Annotated in this window: 18 protein-coding genes; 13 read left to right on the forward strand and 5 right to left on the reverse strand. The window is 45.4% G+C overall.

All coding sequences use genetic code 11. The features are described 5' to 3' along the window. Nucleotides 1-70 precede the first annotated feature (70 nt). On the reverse strand, nucleotides 71-1,990 hold the full coding sequence (locus AF333_RS02700) for a glycosyltransferase family protein (protein ID WP_043067609.1): 1,920 nt from the start codon (nucleotides 1,988-1,990) through the stop codon (nucleotides 71-73). Between the two features lie 192 nt (nucleotides 1,991-2,182). Between AF333_RS02700 and AF333_RS02705 the strand changes: the two genes are divergently transcribed. The 4 genes from AF333_RS02705 to AF333_RS02720 are packed head-to-tail and all read left to right on the forward strand — an operon-like array spanning nucleotide 2,183 to nucleotide 6,571. Next, entirely contained in the window at nucleotides 2,183-3,508 is a 1,326-nt protein-coding gene (locus AF333_RS02705; RefSeq protein ID WP_043067610.1) for a glycosyltransferase family 39 protein, read from the forward strand. A 23-nt stretch (nucleotides 3,509-3,531) separates the two neighbouring features. After that, the gene (locus tag AF333_RS02710; protein ID WP_139188873.1) at nucleotides 3,532-4,446 is read left to right on the forward strand and encodes a decaprenyl-phosphate phosphoribosyltransferase; all 915 of its coding nucleotides are present in this window, start codon (nucleotides 3,532-3,534) and stop codon (nucleotides 4,444-4,446) included. A gap of 30 nt (nucleotides 4,447-4,476) precedes the next feature. Continuing rightward, entirely contained in the window at nucleotides 4,477-5,832 is a 1,356-nt protein-coding gene (locus AF333_RS02715) for an FAD-binding oxidoreductase (protein WP_043067612.1), read from the forward strand. Nucleotides 5,833-5,836: 4 nt separating this feature from the next. Then, nucleotides 5,837-6,571: an SDR family oxidoreductase gene (locus tag AF333_RS02720; protein WP_043067613.1), complete on the forward strand. Its 735-nt coding sequence runs from the start codon at nucleotides 5,837-5,839 to the stop codon at nucleotides 6,569-6,571. Nucleotides 6,572-6,649: 78 nt separating this feature from the next. Here AF333_RS02720 and AF333_RS34545 read toward each other — a convergent pair whose 3' ends face one another. Then, nucleotides 6,650-6,823: a hypothetical protein gene (locus tag AF333_RS34545; protein WP_235496000.1), complete on the reverse strand. Its 174-nt coding sequence runs from the start codon at nucleotides 6,821-6,823 to the stop codon at nucleotides 6,650-6,652. On the opposite strand from AF333_RS34545, the gene AF333_RS02725 reads away from it, so the two are divergent. Both AF333_RS02725 and AF333_RS02730 read left to right on the forward strand, forming a co-directional pair. Beyond that, on the forward strand, nucleotides 6,807-7,211 hold the full coding sequence (locus tag AF333_RS02725) for an SMR family transporter (protein ID WP_043067728.1): 405 nt from the start codon (nucleotides 6,807-6,809) through the stop codon (nucleotides 7,209-7,211). The two genes, AF333_RS34545 and AF333_RS02725, sit on opposite strands and share 17 nt — an antisense overlap. Before the next feature lie 593 nt (nucleotides 7,212-7,804). Beyond that, entirely contained in the window at nucleotides 7,805-8,215 is a 411-nt protein-coding gene (locus tag AF333_RS02730) for a divergent PAP2 family protein (protein ID WP_043067614.1), read from the forward strand. Nucleotides 8,216-8,303: 88 nt separating this feature from the next. On the opposite strand, the gene AF333_RS34550 is transcribed toward AF333_RS02730, so the two are convergent. Continuing rightward, the gene (locus AF333_RS34550; RefSeq protein WP_235496002.1) at nucleotides 8,304-8,477 is read right to left on the reverse strand and encodes a hypothetical protein; all 174 of its coding nucleotides are present in this window, start codon (nucleotides 8,475-8,477) and stop codon (nucleotides 8,304-8,306) included. 262 nt (nucleotides 8,478-8,739) lie between these two features. Here AF333_RS34550 and AF333_RS02735 point away from each other — a divergent pair, with 262 nt between their 5' ends. From AF333_RS02735 to AF333_RS02745, 3 genes are all read left to right on the forward strand, one after another. Further along, entirely contained in the window at nucleotides 8,740-10,107 is a 1,368-nt protein-coding gene (locus AF333_RS02735; RefSeq protein WP_043067615.1) for a hypothetical protein, read from the forward strand. Between the two features lie 366 nt (nucleotides 10,108-10,473). Beyond that, nucleotides 10,474-11,166 carry a hypothetical protein gene (locus AF333_RS02740; RefSeq protein ID WP_043067616.1) on the forward strand — a complete coding sequence of 231 codons (693 nt, stop codon included), beginning with the start codon at nucleotides 10,474-10,476 and terminating at the stop codon, nucleotides 11,164-11,166. A 768-nt stretch (nucleotides 11,167-11,934) separates the two neighbouring features. Beyond that, entirely contained in the window at nucleotides 11,935-12,837 is a 903-nt protein-coding gene (locus AF333_RS02745; protein ID WP_043067617.1) for an Rpn family recombination-promoting nuclease/putative transposase, read from the forward strand. Between the two features lie 119 nt (nucleotides 12,838-12,956). On the opposite strand, the gene AF333_RS34555 is transcribed toward AF333_RS02745, so the two are convergent. After that, nucleotides 12,957-13,235 (reverse strand): hypothetical protein, encoded by a 279-nt coding sequence (locus AF333_RS34555; RefSeq protein WP_235496005.1) that lies wholly within the window; start codon nucleotides 13,233-13,235, stop codon nucleotides 12,957-12,959. An 826-nt stretch (nucleotides 13,236-14,061) separates the two neighbouring features. On the opposite strand from AF333_RS34555, the gene AF333_RS02755 reads away from it, so the two are divergent. The 3 genes from AF333_RS02755 to AF333_RS02765 all read left to right on the forward strand — a co-directional run bounded on the left by AF333_RS02755 (nucleotide 14,062) and on the right by AF333_RS02765 (nucleotide 18,432). Next, a complete protein-coding gene (locus AF333_RS02755) occupies nucleotides 14,062-16,716 on the forward strand; it encodes a copper amine oxidase N-terminal domain-containing protein (RefSeq protein WP_043067619.1) in 2,655 nt (884 codons plus the stop codon). Between the two features lie 73 nt (nucleotides 16,717-16,789). After that, nucleotides 16,790-17,878: a TolC family protein gene (locus tag AF333_RS02760; protein WP_043067620.1), complete on the forward strand. Its 1,089-nt coding sequence runs from the start codon at nucleotides 16,790-16,792 to the stop codon at nucleotides 17,876-17,878. A gap of 374 nt (nucleotides 17,879-18,252) precedes the next feature. Continuing rightward, complete coding sequence (locus AF333_RS02765; RefSeq protein WP_043067621.1) at nucleotides 18,253-18,432, forward strand: hypothetical protein; 180 nt, start codon at nucleotides 18,253-18,255, stop codon at nucleotides 18,430-18,432. Nucleotides 18,433-18,536: 104 nt separating this feature from the next. Here the strand turns inward: AF333_RS02765 and AF333_RS34560 are convergent, their stop codons facing one another. After that, nucleotides 18,537-18,716 (reverse strand): hypothetical protein, encoded by a 180-nt coding sequence (locus AF333_RS34560; RefSeq protein ID WP_235496006.1) that lies wholly within the window; start codon nucleotides 18,714-18,716, stop codon nucleotides 18,537-18,539. Nucleotides 18,717-18,993: 277 nt separating this feature from the next. Here AF333_RS34560 and AF333_RS02770 point away from each other — a divergent pair, with 277 nt between their 5' ends. Then, nucleotides 18,994-20,055: an acyltransferase gene (locus AF333_RS02770; protein WP_043067622.1), complete on the forward strand. Its 1,062-nt coding sequence runs from the start codon at nucleotides 18,994-18,996 to the stop codon at nucleotides 20,053-20,055. The last annotated feature ends 108 nt before the right edge of the window (nucleotides 20,056-20,163 follow it).

Raw genomic sequence — 20,163 nt, forward strand, 5'->3', positions numbered from 1 at the left:
ATTTAATGGATAAAAAAGTGGATGTTGCTACTTAGAAAAAAGGACGAGCGGCAACGCCCATGAGTTTTTCTTACTGCTTTTCCATAAGCTGCAAGGAACGGAGTGCGTAGACAAAATCGCTGTTTCCATCCAGCAGGCGAGGAAGAATGACGATACGATCATAGCCCGTCTCGGCCGCTTTGTCGGGAACATCAATCGTATGCGGTAGCAGTCCGTCCTTCGGCCCGGATTTTGCCGGAATGGCGAAATTTCCGACCTCTTGCTCGCCGTTCAGGAAGACGGCGTAATAATCGTCATTGTTGCTCAAATGTACGTACGCTTTCTTAGCATGGGCTACCTGGCTGAGCTTCACTTCCACACCTGTTGGCGGTAGAACGATCATTTTATTGGTATCAGCCTGAGTGAGCTTCAGTATTTGCGGCGGCTGGTACGCAGCCAGCAGATGATCGTATGCTCCGGTGTTTAGCTTCCAGATTTCGTTTATCCGCTTTGTACTGAACAAATCCCCTTTAATAATGAAGGATAATTTGTCATAATAGGCGGCGAGATTCGGATCATGAATCTGATTTTTGCCCGACTGAATCGTATCGCGGTAGCCTTCCGGTATGATTCGCATATAGTGTCCGATACGCCATTTCGGATACTCGCTAATCGGCAGACGCGACAACAATGGTTCGGCCAGGGCGTAAGAATCGATCGTATGCAGCTTCGGACCGCCATAGAAGCCGAAGAAGCCAATATGACTTTCCAGTGAGATGTCTTTCTCTTGCCACTGCTTTCCTTTCGTAACGAGCGGTGCATCGGGCAATTTCACACCTTCATGCATGCGGAGCAATCCGGCGGATTTATAATAGAAGGCACGTTCATCTGCAATGCCGTGCTCATCGATTAAACCTTTGTGGTCCGTACCGTACGAGGCATCACTGAACAGAGAAGGATACGGAGCGAGCAAGCTAAGTGCGAGAATTACAGCGCCGGACCCGATCCATGCTCTCCGTGGCATCGTCAGCGGCATACTGGCGAATGCGATAACTGCGACGAGTAGCGGTGCGGTCAAGAAGCGCCCGCTCATGAAGTCGCCTCCGACTTTAATCACGTACAGTATATATAGGATCGAACCAACGCCAATCGGAATTCGCTTCCAGTTCTTTGTTAGCAGCGGCATCACAGAGCCGAGCACGATAACCGGTAAGGTGACAGGATCATAGAACAAAGAATTCTTTAGATAGAATAATCCTTGCTTCGCATACGATAACGCATCAATACCTGTGTTTAATTTAGCGTATGCTGTATTTGGCACAGGAACGCCGTAATAGAACAATGAGAAAGCCTCCCATAGAATAAAGGGAAGGAAGCCAAGTGCCGCCACGCCGATACGGGACAGCAAGCCTGCTTTCCATGTCTTGAAGTTAAAGAATACCCAGGCCAATGCCGGAGCGAACAGTAGAATCGTATCCATCCGATTTACCATCGCAAGCGCAGCAATAAGCGAAAGCCCGAACAAGCCGCGCAAATCCGGCTTGCGTGTAAGATACAGAACGAAAAACACAACTAACAGCAGATGTGTTAGTGGATTCTCCAGGCCAGACGTAGAGTAGTCCATGAATGCCTTGGAGAAAGCAAGCACCAGCACGCCGAGTGCTGCCGTCCGTACAGAAGAGGCGATTCGCGTCGAGAATAGTACGACAGCCGTCAGCGAGACGACTATCGAGAATACAATGCTGGAAAAATACATATTATGCGTGGCGGAATATATCGCCGAGAGCAGGAACATCCATAGCGGATGGGTATAGGCCTGCACGCGTTCGTCTGTATTCCAGGTTAGTCCGTAGCCGTTCACAAAGTTGTCAATTGTGCGGTATGTAATGTAGGCATCCTCCGTAATCCATGCGGTACGGTACAGAAGGACGGCGTAAAGTATAATGGCTAGCCATAGCAGCACGGATGCCGTCAGGCTCCTGTGATTATACGTTTCCATTCGGCTTCTCATCATAGGTCTCCTTGTTGTTTCTTTATGTCTATCGTAACATGGAAGAACTGCTGTCAGGGTGCCTGCAGCAGTTCTGTACACATATGCTTCCAGTTTAGCAAATTTTGAGTGGACAAAAAAGAATTTGTTATGCTCACACGTTTATAGACTCTGTTATAATAGTACAAGTTCAGACAGAAAGAGGAAATTGATATGAACTGGATTTACATTGCAATCGTTACGGTAGTGGGGATTTTGCTTCGGCTTGGCTTCGTCCTGACCGTGCCGAATCGTCCCATATATGATTTTCAGACGTACCAGGATATCGCAGTCAACATCTTCTACCATCGTGGTCATACGTATCTAGGAGAGCCGATCGCGTTCCAGGGGATGGGGTATCCGACAGCGCTCGGTTACTTCTACCGGCTTATGGGCAATCATGATGTACTGACAGGCAAGATGTTTAACGTCATCTGCTCATCGCTTACTCTTATTCTGTTCCTGCTCATTCTGCGCAGGCTGACAGACAGAAAATCGATTATTTATCCTGCATATACGGTGCTCGCCCTTTTGCCGAATTATATCGCCTATAACAATGTCATCGGCACAGAGGTATTCGTTACGTTTCTCTTCTGTGCAGTCATCTGGCTGCAGGTCTCGGCATTGCCTACATACCTGAAGTATCCGCTTCTCGGAATCTTCATCGCAGGTGCTGCGCTTACGAAGCCGTTCTTTATGGCGTATCCGGTGCTCGTCGCCCTGGTGGTATGGATGCGTACGAAGGGCTTGAAGGAGGCACTCGTCTGCCTGACAGTGACAGGACTCGTGATGGCGGCAGTCATGGCACCGTGGACATACCGAAATTATGAGAAATTCGGACGATTTATTCCCGTATCCTACAACTCCGGGTATGTATTGGCCGTCAATAATAATGATAACAATGTCAAAGGCGGCTGGATGCCGCTGGATAAAATCGCGGTATCTCAAGAGACAAGGAATCAGATGAATGAGATTCTCCAGAATGGACAGCGCAGCGAGAAGCTTGCGCACGAGCTGGACCCCCTGCTTAAAGAAGAAGGGAAGAAGTGGATTCTATCCCATCCAGGCAAGTTCCTTGAATTGGGCATCCTTCGGCTAAATGGGATGTTCTTCGACGGAGCCTGGGATATACGAGCATGGGCGATGAACGACTTCAAGGGCAAGAATCAGCCATGGAGTCCGCAGGTGTATGAACGGAATATGAATGCGTTCATCTTCTTCAGCGGGATCATCATAACCATTCTGAGTACGCTTGGTCTAAGCTATGTTCTGCTTAATCTCAAGCCGCTCGTACAGAGTGTATTCCGGCGCTCGTACGCCGCTTCCGAACTCGTGCTGATTCCTACGCTGAATCTTTCGTTTTTCCTTGCCGTGCATTTCGTATTCGAAGGGCAGGCGCGCTATAATTTTCCGCTTCTCTTCCTGCTTGTCATCGGCACCGTTGTATGTGTTGAGTGGCTCCGACGTGGGAATAGAAGAGAGATTACGCTGTCCGCGTAAATTATTCGTATTGAGGTGTAATGATGTCACGCTCACAATCTACTAATGTAGAAGGCAAGGTGTATAGTAGCTCCCCTGTTCCGGTGCTATTGTTCCGGCAGTTAAGGCCCAAGCAATGGACCAAGAACCTGCTCGTCTTTGCCGCGCTGATTTTTTCGTTTCCGAATGTAAACACGGAGATGCTTATTCGCTCTCTGGTCGCATTCTTTCTCTTTTCCTTCGTGTCGGGATGTGTCTACATCCTGAATGACTTCGTGGACCGCGAGGCGGACCGCCAGCATCCGAAGAAGCGTCACCGTCCAATGGCTTCCGGGGCGTTGAACCCATATGTGGCGCTCGTATTCGGCGCGATTCTGCTCGTATGCTCACTGGCGCTTGCCGCGTACTTGGAGCCGAGGTTCGGCCTTGTGCTGTTCGTCTATTTCATCATGAATGTAGGGTACTCGTTTCAGTTGAAGCACGTCGTTATCGTCGATGTGATGATTATCGCACTCGGCTTCGTCTTCCGCGCGCTTGGCGGCGGACTGGTTATCGAAGTACCCGTAACGCCGTGGTTCTTTATTTGTACACTGCTGCTCGCCCTGTTCCTGGCGATTAGTAAGCGTCGGCATGAATTGATTCTGCTGGAGAACAATATGGGTTCACACCGTAAAGTATTGGACAAGTATTCCAAAGATTTGCTGAATCAGCTGAACAGCATCGTAACGACAGCGACAATTATGAGCTACGGGCTCTTCACATTCACATCGGGACGTACGCAGTACCTGATGGCGACCATACCGCTTGTTATTTATGGCATCTTCCGTTATCTATACCTTATTCATATGGAAGACAAGGGTGGAAGCCCGGAAGAAGTATTGCTTAAGGACAAGCATATTCTGTTTACTGTTATTTTGTACGCTTTGTCGGTCATTATCATTCTCAAGTATTTTTCGTAAAACCTATAAGGGAAGAAGGCTGTACCTAATATGATAAAACCGGTAAAAACAAAATTAGCGGGCTGGGGTAACTACCCTGTGGAAGAAGGATTTCTGTTCCGTCCTGATAACGGACGGGACGTACTGGAGATTCTTCAATCCGGCCTGCAGAATAACTATATTGCGTTCGGCATGGGGCGCAGCTATGGCGACACCCCGCTGAACAAACAGAGTGGTGTGCTGCTGACAACGCAGCTCAACCGTATTCTGTCATTCGATGAGACGACCGGCGTGCTCGAATGCGAGGCCGGGGTCACGTTTGAAGATATCATTAACGTATTTCTGCCGCGCGGCTATTTCCTCCCGGTCACACCGGGGACGAAGTATGTCACGCTTGGCGGTGCGATCGCCAATGATGTGCACGGTAAGAACCACCATCTGGACGGCTGTGTCTCGTCCTTTATTCTGGACTTCAAGCTGATGCTAGCGTCAGGCGAAATCATTGACTGTTCGCGTGAACACAATGCGGACATCTTCTGGGCAACAGTCGGGGGCATCGGCCTCACGGGTATCATTGTGAGCGCGCGCATCCGGCTGGAGAAGGTGGAGAGCGCCTACTATGATGTCCTGTATGAGAAAGCGCCTAACATCGAACGAGCGCTTGAATTATTCGCAGAGTCGGACGATAAGTACAAGTTCTCCGTCGCCTGGATCGATTGTTTGGCACGGGGCAACTCGCTTGGCAAATCTGTGTTAATGCGCGGTAACTATGCGTCCGCCGCTTCGCTTCGATCCGGCACAGAGCCATTGAAGCTCAAGAATGGGCCGAAGCTGGCGATTCCGTTCGACTTCCCGTCCTTTGCGCTGAATAACCTGAGCATTAAATCGTTCAATACACTGTACTATGGTGTAAATAAAAATGTCCGCAAAACCGTATATTTCGATTCGTTCTTCTATCCGCTCGATTCCATTTATAAATGGAATCGGATGTATGGCAAGAAAGGCTTCGTTCAGTACCAGGCTGTCTTTCCGCCGGAAGGAAAAGAAGGACTCATTCAAATGCTGGAGCGTCTCAGCAGCTCAAACCGTTCTTCTTTCCTGGCAGTACTGAAGACATCCGGTGAACAGAACCCTGGTCTGCTGTCATTTCCGAAGAAGGGATATACGCTTGCACTTGATATCCCGATTAAGGACGAGTCGCTGTTCACATTTCTGCATGAACTGGACGAACTCGTTATCCGCTACGGCGGCCGGGTCTATCTAGCGAAGGATTCCGAGCTTCTGCCGGAGCATTTCGCCGAGATGTATCCTCGTCTAAAAGAGTTCCGTGCGATCAAGGATCGCATCGATCCGAATCACATCTTCTCGTCTTCGATGGCGCGGAGATTAGGAATCGTGGAGGAATAAACCGATGAATATTGTTGTATTAGGAGCTACTTCCGGTATCGCGCAGGCGATTGCGACGAAGCTCGCCCAGGAAGGCCACCATCTAATTCTGGCAGGTCGGCGCATGGACGAGCTGGAAGCGATGTCCAATGATCTCCGCATCCGAAACCAGGTGGATGTCTATCCTGCGCATTTCGATGCACTGGCGATGGACACGCACGAAGCGTTTGTCTCTTCCTGCCTTGAACGGTTTTCGACACTGGATGGCGTCGTGCTCGCTTATGGATATATGGGCGATCAGAAAGAATCAGAGACAGACATGGATATCGTTAAACGAACGATTGATACGAACTACACATCGTGCGTCTCGATTCTAAATCGATTTGCAAGCTACTTTGAACAGCAGAAGAGTGGCTTCATCTGCGCCCTTTCCTCTGTAGCAGGGGATAGAGGTCGCCAGAGCAATTATACGTACGGCTCGTCCAAGGGTGCGCTATCTCTATATCTGCAAGGGCTGCGTAACCGCCTCAGTAGTGCAGGCGTGACTGTATTAACTGTGAAGCCGGGTTTCGTAGATACGAAGATGACGTACGGACAGGAAGGCATGTTCCTCGTTGCTAAGCCGGAGAAAGTAGCGAACGATATTTACAAAGCGATCCGCAGCCGTAAAAGCGTGCTGTATACGCCGTTCTTCTGGCGCTGGATTATGATGATCATCCGGTTGATACCGGAGTCAATCTTCAAAAAGATGAAATTATAAGAGTATGTTCAAAAGGGAGGACAAACAGAACTTCGTAGCGCTGTTTTTCCCGGACTTTTTGAACATCATCCATATAAATTACACTTGATATTTTGACAGAGAAGCGTGGCTGGAAGGAGGAGATTCGGAAAAAAGAAGAGGGTGGATGCACCCTGTGCTCCGGCAGAAGAAAGGCCAGCGAGTCTTTTTCCGACCGCTCCTGCTCTTCCTTCTTTTCTTACCTCCCACCACAAAAATGTGTCGATTTATCAAATCAGATGTATATAAGGGAGTATGTACTGTGATACAGTGGATTGCATTAGCGTTCGGCATCGTATTAAATGCTGCGGCGAACATTTTATTGAAAATGGCGGCCAGACAAGCTCAGGAGATGGACAGCAGCGCCCACCTGTTAGTCAAGCTGTTCCTTAACCCGTACCTGTTTACGGGCATCCTCTCGTTCGGTCTCGCACTGGGCGCTTACAGCTACTCGCTGACCCGTTTTCCGCTCAGCGTGGGCTATCCGCTCATGACGAGCCTGGGTCTCATTATCGTGTCGCTGTTCTCGTACTTCGTATTCGCTGAACAGTTCTCGGCAGGCAAAATAGCGGGAACCGTGCTTATTATGCTTGGTGTTCTGCTGGTGGCCCGTTCTGCCTGAATAGTTGACGGTTGACAGTTGAGAATGGACAGTTGGAAGTGACTGGTTTTCACCTGTTAATTTCCATGATTTTAAAATCTCTATAACCTCACAACTTGAGAATAAAAAGTAGTATAAAACATGTATTAGTGGTAGAATAAACAAAAAAGAGGCTCATTATTTCTAAAATGCAAGTCTTAAAACAATAGTGTTTGAGTAAACTAAAAAGACCGCTCGGTACTGCCAATACCGAAGCGGCCATGCATAATAGATGTCCCTGTAGGGATTATCGACTCAGAGAGACAGCCCCCTAGAGCCGGTCAGCTTGCAAGGGGGTTGTCACTTTATTAAAGCGACTATTGCTACGACTGCCTGGATTAAGCCGACGATGAGCAAGCCAAACGTCAGCATAAGTAAAATCACCTTATCAGTCTTCATCGATTATCACCCCCTTGCTGTCAGGCTTATCGCAAGACAACAATGGACGACTGATGAATCGATGCCCCTTACAAGCACGATCTATTACACAATGAGAAAATTATACCATATTTAAGCACTCTTGGATGAGATGCTTTTTATAAAATAAGGACAACGGAAGGGAAAGAAAACGAAGCATGCTGTATGCGATTGCGCCGTTTATCGGCTGGTTTGTGGCAGGAGTTATGAAGTTTTGCGTCAATTACCTGCGGTTCGGCTCTGAAGCACGGGACAGGATTGGTAACGGAGGCTTTCCGAGCAATCATACGACCATCATGACGACGATCGTCATGCTCATCGGATTCCGCGAGGGCTTCGCTACCCCGATGTTCGGATTAGGTGTCGCCGTTACATACATCGTCATTATTGACGCTATGGGTCTGCGCCGTCATGTCGGCCGCCATGCGACGCACCTCAACCGGATGAACGAGAAGGAAAAGGCGTACAAGAAGCTACGCGAAAGCATGGGCCATAATGGCATTGAAGTGCTTGGTGGGCTTGCGCTCGGCTCCTTGCTTGGATATGTGCTCAGTCTGCTGCCCTGGTAGTTGATAGTTGATAAGTGATGACTTTCACTCTCGGGGGGACGAGTAGATGGAAGCGATACTAAAGCAAATTCTTGAGAAGCTATATAAATTACACTTGATATTTTGACATGGTAGCGTGGTTGGAGGTAGGAGAGTGAGAGAAAGAAGAGGTTGGATGCCTCTGATTTTCTCCATCTTTTCCGTACCCTCTACCACGAGAGGGTGTCGCTTCATCAAGTAGATAGTAATGAGAAAGTGAATTCAAGGCTATGTACATAATCATTTCATAAAAAATTTTAAAAAAAAGAGAAAGATATCCTAAAATTTTACGTTATAGCTAATGAATGGGTAAAAAGAGAGAATAAACTGTCCTTAAAGGCCCGATAAATTTCACTAACAATCCCTCACGGAGTGAAGTGCTACTTTATAAAACACGCTACAGACTGGATTTATAATCAAAATCCAGTCTGTAGCTTATTTACAGGGATTTAGGGGTACTAGGGAAGTGGGAAGCATGAGTTATATAGATGGAGGACAAAAGAGATATGGAGACGTTGAAGCGGCTGGGCGCCGCAAGCTGGATATATCTTGCGCTTGTCACGATCGCGGGCATCGCGCTCCGGTGCTGGTGGATTTTGAACATTCCTGCCAAACCGGTCTCGGACTTCAAAGTGTATCATACGATTGCAACCAACATATTTAACCATCTGGGCTTTACGCTACGTGGTCACCCGGTGGCCTATCAGGGAATGGGATATCCGACGGTGCTCGGATATCTATACCGGATGGCTGGAGCACCGGACCCAATGATAGGCAAATGGTTCAATGTGCTACTTTCTGTTGCTACGATGGCGATTTTCCTGTTTATATTGTGTCGGCTGACTGGACGGAAGTTCGTCATATTGTCTGCCTATACGCTTATCGCGCTTCTGCCGACCTATATTGCCTATACAAATGTGCTTGGCTCAGAGGTGCTGCTGACGTTTCTGTTTGCGACACTTATCTGGCTGCAAGTTGCCGGATTCGATTGGCGGCTGCGGGTCGCCCTTATCGGTATCATTACCGGACTGGCCGCATTGACGAAGCCGTTCTTTTTGGCCTATCCGCTTATTGTCGCCGTGACATACTGGCTTATGACAAAGGATTGGAAGCGGGCAGTGATTTCGTTCGCCGTAATAGCAGTATTAGCAGCAGCGGTCATTGCACCTTGGACGTACCGCAACTATCAAAAATTCGGTGCGTTCATCCCTATCTCATATAACGGAGGCTTCGTCCTCTACATTAACAATAACAACATGAACGCTGACGGCGGTTGGATGCCAGCAGAGAAAGTAGATACGTATAAGGAAGCTATGGCAGGCATCAAGTGGGATTGGAAGCATGGCGAGTCGAAGGGCCAATACGATTATCGTCGCGGTGAGGTGTTGAAGGCGGAAGCGAAGCGTTGGATTATGGATAATCCACTTGCATTCATTAAGCTTGGTATTCTGCGGACGAAAGAAACATTCTTCGCTGGAGCCTGGGACCTCCGGCCGTGGGCAATGAACGAATTGGAAGACCGGGAGAAGGCTGAATGGCAGGCTATGGGTATTCCATGGGACAATACGGAATTTGAGCGTGATATGGGGACATTCCTTGGCATCAGCAGCTTCTTCATTTATGCCTTGAGTGTCGCGGGTTTTCTGTACATTTTGGTATGTGCGAAGGCCATCCTGTTTGGCGTGTTCCGCAGGCGGGAGCTTGTGCCAGGACTTATCGTAGTCCCGGCCATCAATAGTGCTTTCTTCATCGCAGTGTACTTCGTATTCGAGGGACAGGCAAGGTATTGTTTCCCGATTTTGTTCGTATTTATGATCTGCCTTGCGGTGACGATAGACTCACTGCGGAGAAATCTTGTAATAGAAAAGACGTGAAAACGAAGAGACGTTGGTATGATTGCCATCGTCTCTTTTTTTGTCTACGATTTTAATTGGATAAATTTTTTAAAATTACCCTGTATTTGAGATTCAAGGAATATCTTTCAGGGTAAAAGTAAGTTAGCAAGACATAAGGATTACACGCGATACATCGATATGCGTATTTTATCGTGCTACCGTAGTGAATCTACATAATGCAACACCTGATGCGTCTGTATATGTACCGGGCAGCGAAGTAGGGAAGGAAGAGGTAAGAAGTTGTAGACATTATTTTCTTATCTTCTGGTTCTTCTTTTCCTATTTCAACGCTACGAAAGCATGCAGCGTATCCAAATACAGAGATATATAAGGAGGAATTGAAAGGTGAAGATGAAAAAGACTGCATTATCCCTGCTTGTTTGCTCGCTCGCATTTACGCCTGCTGCATTTGCCCAGGATAAGAAGGAGGATATGCAGCCGAAACCTGGCAAAGCGATTGCATCATATGAGCAGTTGAATGAATGGCTCAAATCTAAAGGCGTTAGCGACACGGTAGTAACTAGCCACATTCCAACCGTGGAAGAAATTAACGCAGCGCTAAAAGACATGAAAGCTTCACGTGATAACAAGAAGCTAAGCAAGGATCTTGGAAACGATTTTAAAATTGAGGTAGAGGTGTTCAATACACCGACAGAGGTAAAGGTACCAACATATATCCCATACAAGGACGTAGCAGGCAAGAAGCTGGAATCAGCTACTGCTACAGGGGTCATACGTATCATGTATAAGGATAAAATAATGTATACGCTGGCAGCGAATTCTGCTGAATTCCTGTATGACGGTGAGCGTGTCATCGACTTCCGCGATGCGCCTCGCAGTACAGACCCGCGCACATTAAGCTCTACGAACGACCGGGAAGAACAATATCTCTATTACTATAGCCCATTCGATAAAGATACGGTTGCCGAGGCTCGGTTCCCGTGGCTGACGAAGGAGAAGGAGCACATTACAGGACATATCGAGCTTCGCTTCAATGGAACAGGTAATTATTATATTAATGATGTGTATTTTAAATAGAAGGTACGTAAAAACTCGCAGCATTGTCTGCGGGTTTTTTCTTTGACGGGCTACTACAGGCAGGGGCGGTCAAGAGTTGACAATGGACAGTTGACAGTTGGAATTAGTCGTCAAACTATGAGCGATACGTAGCCATTTTGTCGGTGTCGAAATAGTAGACGTGAGTTAAATTATGATGGTGGGAAGTAAGAAAAGAAGAATATTGGGCAGAAAAACACATCGGTCTTTTGTCCAAGAGAGCTTTCAGGTAAGATATAGCTTTGTCATTGTATAATGGATTATGCTTGTAAGGGGCATCGATTCATCAGTCGTCCGTTGCTGTCTTAGGATTATCCTGAACAGCGAGGAGGTGATGAGCGATGAAGACTGATAAGGTGATTTTGCTTATGCTAACGTTTGGCTTACTAATCGTTGGCTTAATCCAGGCAGTCGTAGCAATAGTTGCACTAACAAAGTGACAACCCTCTTGCAAGCTGAGCGGCTCTAGGGGGTTGTCTCTCTGAGTCGATGATCCCTACAGGGACATCTTGTTATGCATAGGCCGCTTTGGTGTTACCAGCACCAAGCGGTCTTTTTTAGCATTTTCGAAGTTGCACATGATTTACACGTTAATCGTATCATTCCTCTAATTTTTATTCAAGTTAAGATAGTTGTTCATAATAAATACAAATTAAAGCTGAATCAGGTTAACTCATACTGCTTCAAAAAGCGGTAGCTTTGAAGTACGGTGAGTTGAGGTTATAATTAAGAGGAGAGGCAGGTGATCGGATGGAAACAAGATGGATGAAGCTGTACGTAGATTTCGCATTCAAGAAGCTGTTTGGCTCGCGGGGGAATGAACGCATTCTGATAGCGTTCCTGAATGCGATGTTGAAACCGTCACCAGATAAACGGATTACGGGTGTGACCATTCTGGATAAGGAGATGGGCCGGGAGCATCAGGAAGACCGAAATGCATTTTTGGACATTCATGCGGAGCTGGACAACGGAAGCAAGGTCAACATCGAGATTCAGGTCACGAATGAGCACAACCTAACGAAGCGGACGCTGTACTACTGGAGTCGCACATACATGGAAAGCTTTCAGAAGGGCGAGCCGTTTGATAAGCTGCCCCGGACGATTTCGATTGCGATCATTGACTTTATCCTGTTCAAGCAGGAAGCGATGAATCGGTATCATCTAGCATTTGATGTGACCGAGCGGGAAGAAGGTTTCTTGTGGGACGACACGCTGGAGATTCATTTGATAGAGATGCCGAAGCTGGTGAAGCTGTGGCGGGAGAATCGGATCGGGTTTGGCGATGATGAAGTGGTGGAATGGCTGTTGCTGTTAGAGGCCGATGAAGATGAGGAACTTCGCAAAGAATTGGAGGGACGGGCGATGGATAATCCGGCATTACAGGAAGCGATGGAGAAGTGGGAAGACTTGAGCCGTGACCCGAATGCGATTCGGGAGTATGAGGCGCGTCATAAGGCGATGATGGACAGGCTAGCGGCAGAAGCCGAAAGCAAGCGGAAACAGCAAATAAAGTATGAGGAAGGTAGGGAGGAAGGAGAGCGCAAACGTGCCAGGGAGATTGCTCAAAAAATGATAGCCAAAGGCATAGAGGAACAAATAATTGCAGAAGTAACAGGGTTAAGTATTGCAGAAATAGAGCAACTGAAAAGCTGATGTATCGACATCCTCTTGTGATAGGAGGTAAAAAAAGGCGGGTCTTTTTTGTTGAAAATCTAGTGTGCATGGATGTAATTGAAAGCTGACAATGGACAGTTGATAGTTGGAGTTAATCGTTAGACTATGAACGGTATGCATCCATCTTGCTGATTTCGAGATATCACACACGATTTATTATGGCAGAAGATACAAAGCAGGCGATAAAGGAATAACCCTGGGTAAACTTGAACAACAACAGCATAAATGGTAGTGTCGCTGGCAGTAGGGGGTTCAAAAAAGAAGAGGTCGGATGCGCCCTGCGCTTCGGCAGAAAAAAGGCTAACGTGTCTTTTTCTGCCCGCCTCGTCCTTCCTTCTTTTCTTACCTCCTACCACAAAAGTTTGTCGATTTATCAAACCAGATGTATATAAATAAATCCTGTTCTACAAAAAAAATTAAAGAACGTTGCAACTTTTTTCGACAACCTCCGTCTAAAGATATGTAAAACAAAACACGCCATACCGTGCGGCACCTTATACTATGTAAGTTACACTTGATATTTTGACATGATAATGTGGTTGGAAGTAGGAGATTCAGAAAAAAGAAGAGGTTGGATGCGCCCTGCGCTCCGGCAGGAGAAAGGCCAGTGTGTCTTTTTCTGGTCTCTGATTTTCTCCGTCTTTTCTTACCTCCTACCACAAAAGTTTGTCGATTTATCAAACCAGATGTATATAGGTGCAGAAACGCCGGGCTGGCACAGTAAAATATGCGGGCAAAAAATTTTTTCGCAGAATGTGCAACTTTTTCCTCCCAACCTCGTCTAATGATATGCAGACGAACGAGAGAAAAGAAAAAATTGCAAACACGCGCAACTTTTTCCTCGCACCATCGTCTAATCGTTATAGAAAGACGCCAGCGCGAAATGCTAGCTTTACACAAATCTAGTATTTACATCATAGGCGGTCCGTTGTATACTTTCATTTGTGAGCTATACATAGGAAAGATTTGCCTGAATGCTGGACTTTCTGGCAGATTTGATGCAGTACCCCTTAACTATTAAAAAAATATAGAGAAGAGTTCTGCTCCCTGAAAGGGGGTGAAGGTACATAGATGGAGAGTAGAGCTCGGATAAGACATATACAATTCTCTCAACCAAACAGTGATGCGGGTATGTACCTTCATCATACGGAACTTATAACGTCCGTAATTAAAAATGATAATGATATTTAGGAGGAAATAAACGTGAAGAACAACAAATCACTTAAAGTTCTTTCTACAGCTGCTATTGCTGCTGCTCTGGTAGCTCCTACAGTTGCTGTACAACCAGCATTTGCTGCCTCTACTTATTCGGTAGTAGGTGCGCAAAACGTTTCTCAAGATAGTGTAATTCAAAAAACTCGTATTACAGTTGAAGTAACACCTGGTAGTTTAGGTAGTGATACGAAAAAACTCTACATGCGCCTTCCGGCAGATTCTAGTGCCAAGGTGAATGGCGTAACTTATGGCAGCCCAAGTGAATTTGATAGAGATGCACAAACTCAACCTGGAGAGTACCAAGTAGATGAAGTCACTGTAAGTGGAGCACCAACTGATAATGGTGACCTTGAACTTGAAGTTAATGGCAAGCCGGTTACAGTAACTCTGACAACTGCTGATGATACACCAGCAAAGGTTGCTACTGCGATAGCTACTAAAATCAACGCTGATAAAACAAATATTGGTTTTGCAGCAGATGCTAATGACGGAAAGATAAAATTAACGGCACTTGAGCAAAAAGACAATGTTTCTAACTTGGTTAAAACAACGAAACCTGTTGCTGGTGTTACTGTAGGCGCTAGCCAAAATGTTACACCAGGTAAGAAACCAGTTGATAGCGGAACAGGTTCAGAGTTTATCCCTAAGAGTGTAAGTGGAGATACTAACCAAATTAAAAAAGTTAAAATCGCAGCTGATAATTCAGATAACCAATACTTTACTATTGAAGTAACTGGAGACAAGGATTATTCTGCAAATAGAGGTATATTCTATTTAGAACTGGAAAACGTTAAAGTCCCAGCCGGTGCTGAAAACGGTCCGTTTAATGCAACGTTCGATTCTCCAGACAATGCTTTCACTGCTGGTAATGTGAAAATTGCTCAAGTAGGTAATGGAAGTGTAAAAACTTCTATTGACGGAACAATTGCCCTGACTCCTGGAAGCAATAAGGAGACTAAAGTTAAGCCGATCCGTATTCAGGAAGATTCTGCAGGAGCCTTCACTGGTGAGTACAAACTTGAATTGCCAGATGGTTTCGAATGGGATGGAACTCCTGTAGGAAGAGTTTACCATGGTGATCCGAATGTTACTTTAGCAGTGAAAAAAGATAAAGATACTTTACTGGCTAAAGTAGTAGCAAAGGGCGGAGACTTTGATTCTAAATCTGTTACAACTAAGGAAGCTACTCAATTTGTAATTGAGGATGCACTTATAAAAGTGGACGATTCTGAGGCTGAGAAAGGTGAAGTAAAAGCTACGGTTAAAGGTAGTGTTTCTCGCTCAAACGACTCCATTGTTATCGGTACGTTTGGCAACTGGGAAGGGGACATAAAAGCTGGCGATGCGAAAACCGTATACGCTGGGCAAGCTGGCGAAGAACTGGCTAACCTGACCATTAAAGAAGATGCACCTGGTACACTGAAGAAAAACCGTATTATTAAACTGAAATTAAATGGTAATGCCAAATGGGCAACGAAAAGAACTGGCGGCGTGAACGGCAAAATTGAGCTTAAAGAACAGCCACAAATCAAAAATGCAGATAGTGAGAAAAACAATTTGCAAATTGGTGAGTGGGAGCTTTCAGGCTCTGATAGATCGGTAATCCAGGCTACAATTACTAATGAATCTACAAACAAGCCAGCTAAAATCGTTCTGGAAAAATTGAAAGTTGATGTAGCACCTACAGCAGGTACAGGCGACATTTCCGTTTCAGTAGAAGGTTCTGCTGGAATTACTAAAGATGCGATTGCACTTGGTAAAACAAAAGCACCAGTAGAGATTTCCTTCGATGGTGAATTGGCAAAAATTGATGCTGGTCTGCAACAACAATCTATCCCGAACATCACAATTAAAGAAGCAGCTACTGATGTGATCGGTGAAAAAGACCTGGTTGTTAAATTCCCTGAAGGTGTAAAACCAGCTCTTCCTGGTAAAGTTGAAGTAACTGAAGGTAACCTGAAAATTGATTCTGCACGAGTGAGCGTGGAAGATAACAGAATTATCATCCCAATCTCTAAACATAGCAGCACTAAAGCAGGTACTATTAAATTAAGCGACATTAAGGTAACTTCCTACCGTTATGTACCGGAAGGCGACTTGAAAGTGAAAATCACTGGACCTGCTGTTGTTGAGAACATTAAAGATGGTCTAGACAATGACTATCCTTTCAACAAGCCTAACGATACACACGTTGCAGAAGGCTCAGTTGCTAAAGTTGTTACTCCTGCAGATAAAAACAAATATGCAGAAAACATCATCTTCAAAATTGGTAGCAAAACGTACACTCAAGACGGTAAAGAAATGACTATGGACGTAGCTCCAGAAGTTCATCCGGTTTACAACCGTACGTACATTCCAGCAGCTCACTTTGCAGCAAGCCTGAACATTCCGGCTGACAAAGTTGTTTGGAATGAAGCTTCCAAAACGGTAACTATCTTCGCTGGCGATAAAGTAGTTAGCGCGACAGCTGGTAAAAAAGAACTCGTTGTTAACGGTACTCCGGTTCAAATCGATGCACCGGTTAACTACGGCCAACACACTGGCTACCGTGTAATGGTTCCTTACACTCACCTAGCTCTTGCTCTGGGCGCTACTGTTGAGTGGAAAGCTGATACACAAGAAATCTTCGTTAACAAACGCTAATCGCGTCTTGTCGATGAACAAAAGGAGGAACTCCCAAGTTGGGGGTTCCTTTTTCTTAAAAGGAGAGATTCTTATGAAAAAAGCTGCTTCTCTTTTACTGTCGGCGTCACTGCTATTTCCGTTTGCTACGCTGTCACATGCAGCGGATGGGTTGACGTATCAGGAAGCGATTAACAAGGCATTAGGTGTAAGCAATCAGGTGAAAAACACAGAGCTTGACATTGAGCGAAAGTTGGAAGACGTGCAAAAATCAGCAGACAATATTCGCTTTATGCCTGCTGAAGCTTCGGCGTCCCCAGAAGGAGATCAGGCGTTTACTGCCTATATCGCTCGTGGTGTCGCATATGATACAAGTAAGCAATCGTTGACTACGCAAAAAGACACAATTGCATACGATGTGCGTAAAGCGTACAATAAGATTCTTCAAGAGCAGGAAAAAAAGAAATTTGCTGATTTGTCGGAGCAAAATGCCCGTACCCAGAGCCAGATTGCCTTTTTGAAACAGCAGGCTGGCATGGCAGGCAAACTGGAAGCCGATCGTTCCGAGAAGCTGTATGCTGCTGAACAAAAGAACAATGCAGTGAATGAAACGAATCTAAACAATGCATATGAAGCCTTTAATCAGCTTTTGAAGTTAGATCCGAAAGAGCGTCCGGTATTGGAAGAACGACCAGAATATAAACCACTCGGTAAAGTTGATGTAGAGTGGCATATTGCTCGTGTGAATAAAGAAAACCCTACTTTATTTCAGGCCGATAAAGGCATCGATCTGGCAAGGCTTGATATAGATTTATACGATCCACAACGCTCTGATACAACATATAGAGCGAAGAAGATTGATATCGAAAAAGCGAAAACCGGATATAGCATTGCAAAAGAAGGAACAGAACAGGCAATCCGCGATATATACGCCAATATTCGTGCACTGGAAGAACAGCATAAAGCGTTGGAAGCCAATCTGGCGGTAGCACAAGATGCGGTTCATCTTGCACAGGTACAGTTTGATGTCGGTATTGGTACGAAAGCCGATTTGGAAGCTGCTGAACTGAAAGTGGCTGAACTGAAACAGAAGCAGTTCGAAATCATTGTGAACCACGATAATCTTGTTCAAGCGTTCAATAAACCTTGGGTACTTGCTTCCGGTGGCGGCGCACAAAAGTAAGTACAGTTTAGAGAGTTGATAATGGACAGTTGACAGTTGATAAACCGTTAATTATGTTCAGATGGTAAAAGAATAGCGATTCATCAAGGTAGATGGAAATGGAATTGGTATGAATGGTAAGAGAATAGTGAGGTTTCTTAATTTTTTTCTGCTCATTATTTTCTTCTATTTTCTTTTGCCCAGAGATGAAAGTGTGTTCATCTAAAAAATATATGTGTATATAGTCTTAGGCTGTTAGAATACTGACGGCCTTTTTTTATTGTTGACAGAAGAGAATAAGTAGAAAGCTGTAGAGAAGTTTTACGCGGAAAGAAGCAAGCATTTCAGTCGCTTTATTGTTAAAATGAATGTAATGAAAAAAGGGGGATAAACTGGTGAGCGAGGGATTAGAGCAGCTATTGCGTTTAGTTTTAGATGAAAAACTGAGTCCAGTTTTGGAAAATCAGCAGAAAATGCAGCAAGATATTACAGAAATTAAGAAGACAGTAGGCCGAATTGAAGAAACGGTTGATTGTTTAGAAGCGGATGAACTTGAAGATAAACGGAAAAGCTAGAAAGTATGATGTGGATAGTAAGCGGATTAATAAAATAATGGAATCGTAGAAGAGGTAGACGCCTCTTTTTTCTTTATTTGCGGTATACTGGTATTCTATATAAATTACACTTGATATTTTGACAGGGTAGCGTGGTTGGAAGGAGGCGATTCAGAAAAAGAAGAGGTTGGATGCGTCCTGCGCCCCAGCAGAAGAAAGGCAAACGTGTCTTTTTCCGACCGCTCCCGCCCACCGCCCTTCCTTCTTTTCTTACCTCTTACCACAAGAATTTGTCGATGTATCAAATCAGATGTATATAGAATATGAAGTTTCTTCAACCGCTTATATGTGCTGAACTATAAGGTACACTTGATATTTTGACATCCGTATGGTGGTTGGACATAAGAAAATAAACGGGAAAAAAGAGAAAAGGCTAAAGGGGCCTTGTGCTTCGGTCCGATGAGTCTTTATCTAGTCTCCGATTTTCTCTTTCTTTTCTTACTTCCCACCACAAGAGCATGTGTATTCATCAAATCAGATTTATATAGTTGATACAACAGCAATAAAGAAAGGAAGCAGTTCATGAAGCAAAGGTTGTATGCATTCGACGATATCAGGGCGTTTGCGGCGCTTTCGGTTATCGCTATCCATGCGACGGCACCGTATGTAACCGCAGAGCCTGTAGGATTTGTATGGAACCAGTTCATGCGGTATGCGGTTCCGCTTTTTATCATTCTTTCGGGGTTTCTTCTTTATTATGCGGATCGGAAGAAAGACCATTTGAAATACGGACAGTTCATGCGTAAGCGCCTGACGAAAATCTTTATTCCTTATCTCATCTGGACGCTCATATATACACTGTACAAAATGCCAGAGGAACTGGCTGATAAAGGAGCAGAAGCGCTGCAGGATGTAGGCTGGGCGTTTCTGTGTTTTCTGCCTGATGGCTCAGCCTTTGTTCACCTGTATTTCCTGATTATTATGTTTCAGTTGTATTTGCTGTATCCGGCATTGCGGCTATGGGTAAAGCGTAGGGCCAATCAGGCGCTTTTCATCTCATTTCTGTGTACGTTTTTGATACAAACATGGACGTATGTACATAGTGTGACGGAATGGCTTGTAGAGATTCCACAGGTGACCCGGATTTTCCCTGTGTGGCTATTTTTCTTTGTGTTGGGTATGTACACGGCCCAGCATAAGGAGAAGTGGGAGACGTGGCTGAAGCGGAATGATATCCTAATAACGTTCTGCTGGCTTATCTCTATCGTCCTTCTGCTTGCGGATAGCTGGATAACAGAGACATACGGGGCATCAATTAAACCGACGGTCGTCCTGTATACGATTACGAGCTACTTTTTATTTTATTATGTATGTACAAGTAGACCAAGGTGGAAACAACAGGGAGGGGGCTTCATACAGTGGCTATCAGCACAATCCTTTCTTGTTTTCCTGCTTCATCCGCTCATCTTGACAGTGCTGCGCATATTGCCGAGGGAGTATGGAGACGACGTGATTTGGGACGGTACGGGAGGAATGCTGGGGTTATTCGCTGCGACGACAGGGATAACGCTTCTGCTGACATATATCATTAGCTTTACACCGCTTGCTTCCATATTGGGCGGTGTGCAGGCTGGAAAAAAATGAGCAGTTTTACGATGGAAATCACCAGCAACTTCTTTCGTTCTTTATAGTCAAATTATATAATGGAGAAGTATTGGATAAATCATGCTTGATATTTCGACGCAAGCTAAA

Origin of the sequence: Aneurinibacillus migulanus, from assembly GCF_001274715.1 — a bacterium.
GTDB lineage: Bacteria > Bacillota > Bacilli > Aneurinibacillales > Aneurinibacillaceae > Aneurinibacillus > Aneurinibacillus migulanus.

Bases quoted from the DNA above. Each gene is read 5' to 3' on its own strand.
- AF333_RS02760 (WP_043067620.1), top strand. From the start codon at position 16,790: ATGAAAAAAGCTGCTTCTCTTTTACTGTCGGCGTCACTGCTATTTCCG.
- AF333_RS02735 (WP_043067615.1), top strand. From the start codon at position 8,740: ATGGAGACGTTGAAGCGGCTGGGCGCCGCAAGCTGGATATATCTTGCG.
- AF333_RS02700 (WP_043067609.1), bottom strand. From the start codon at position 1,990: ATGAGAAGCCGAATGGAAACGTATAATCACAGGAGCCTGACGGCATCC.
- AF333_RS34550 (WP_235496002.1), bottom strand. From the start codon at position 8,477: ATGATTATGTACATAGCCTTGAATTCACTTTCTCATTACTATCTACTT.
- AF333_RS02770 (WP_043067622.1), top strand. From the start codon at position 18,994: ATGAAGCAAAGGTTGTATGCATTCGACGATATCAGGGCGTTTGCGGCG.
- AF333_RS02720 (WP_043067613.1), top strand. From the start codon at position 5,837: ATGAATATTGTTGTATTAGGAGCTACTTCCGGTATCGCGCAGGCGATT.
- AF333_RS02710 (WP_139188873.1), top strand. From the start codon at position 3,532: ATGTCACGCTCACAATCTACTAATGTAGAAGGCAAGGTGTATAGTAGC.
- AF333_RS02725 (WP_043067728.1), top strand. From the start codon at position 6,807: ATGTGTCGATTTATCAAATCAGATGTATATAAGGGAGTATGTACTGTG.
- AF333_RS02730 (WP_043067614.1), top strand. From the start codon at position 7,805: ATGCTGTATGCGATTGCGCCGTTTATCGGCTGGTTTGTGGCAGGAGTT.
- AF333_RS02745 (WP_043067617.1), top strand. From the start codon at position 11,935: ATGGAAACAAGATGGATGAAGCTGTACGTAGATTTCGCATTCAAGAAG.
- AF333_RS02715 (WP_043067612.1), top strand. From the start codon at position 4,477: ATGATAAAACCGGTAAAAACAAAATTAGCGGGCTGGGGTAACTACCCT.
- AF333_RS02705 (WP_043067610.1), top strand. From the start codon at position 2,183: ATGAACTGGATTTACATTGCAATCGTTACGGTAGTGGGGATTTTGCTT.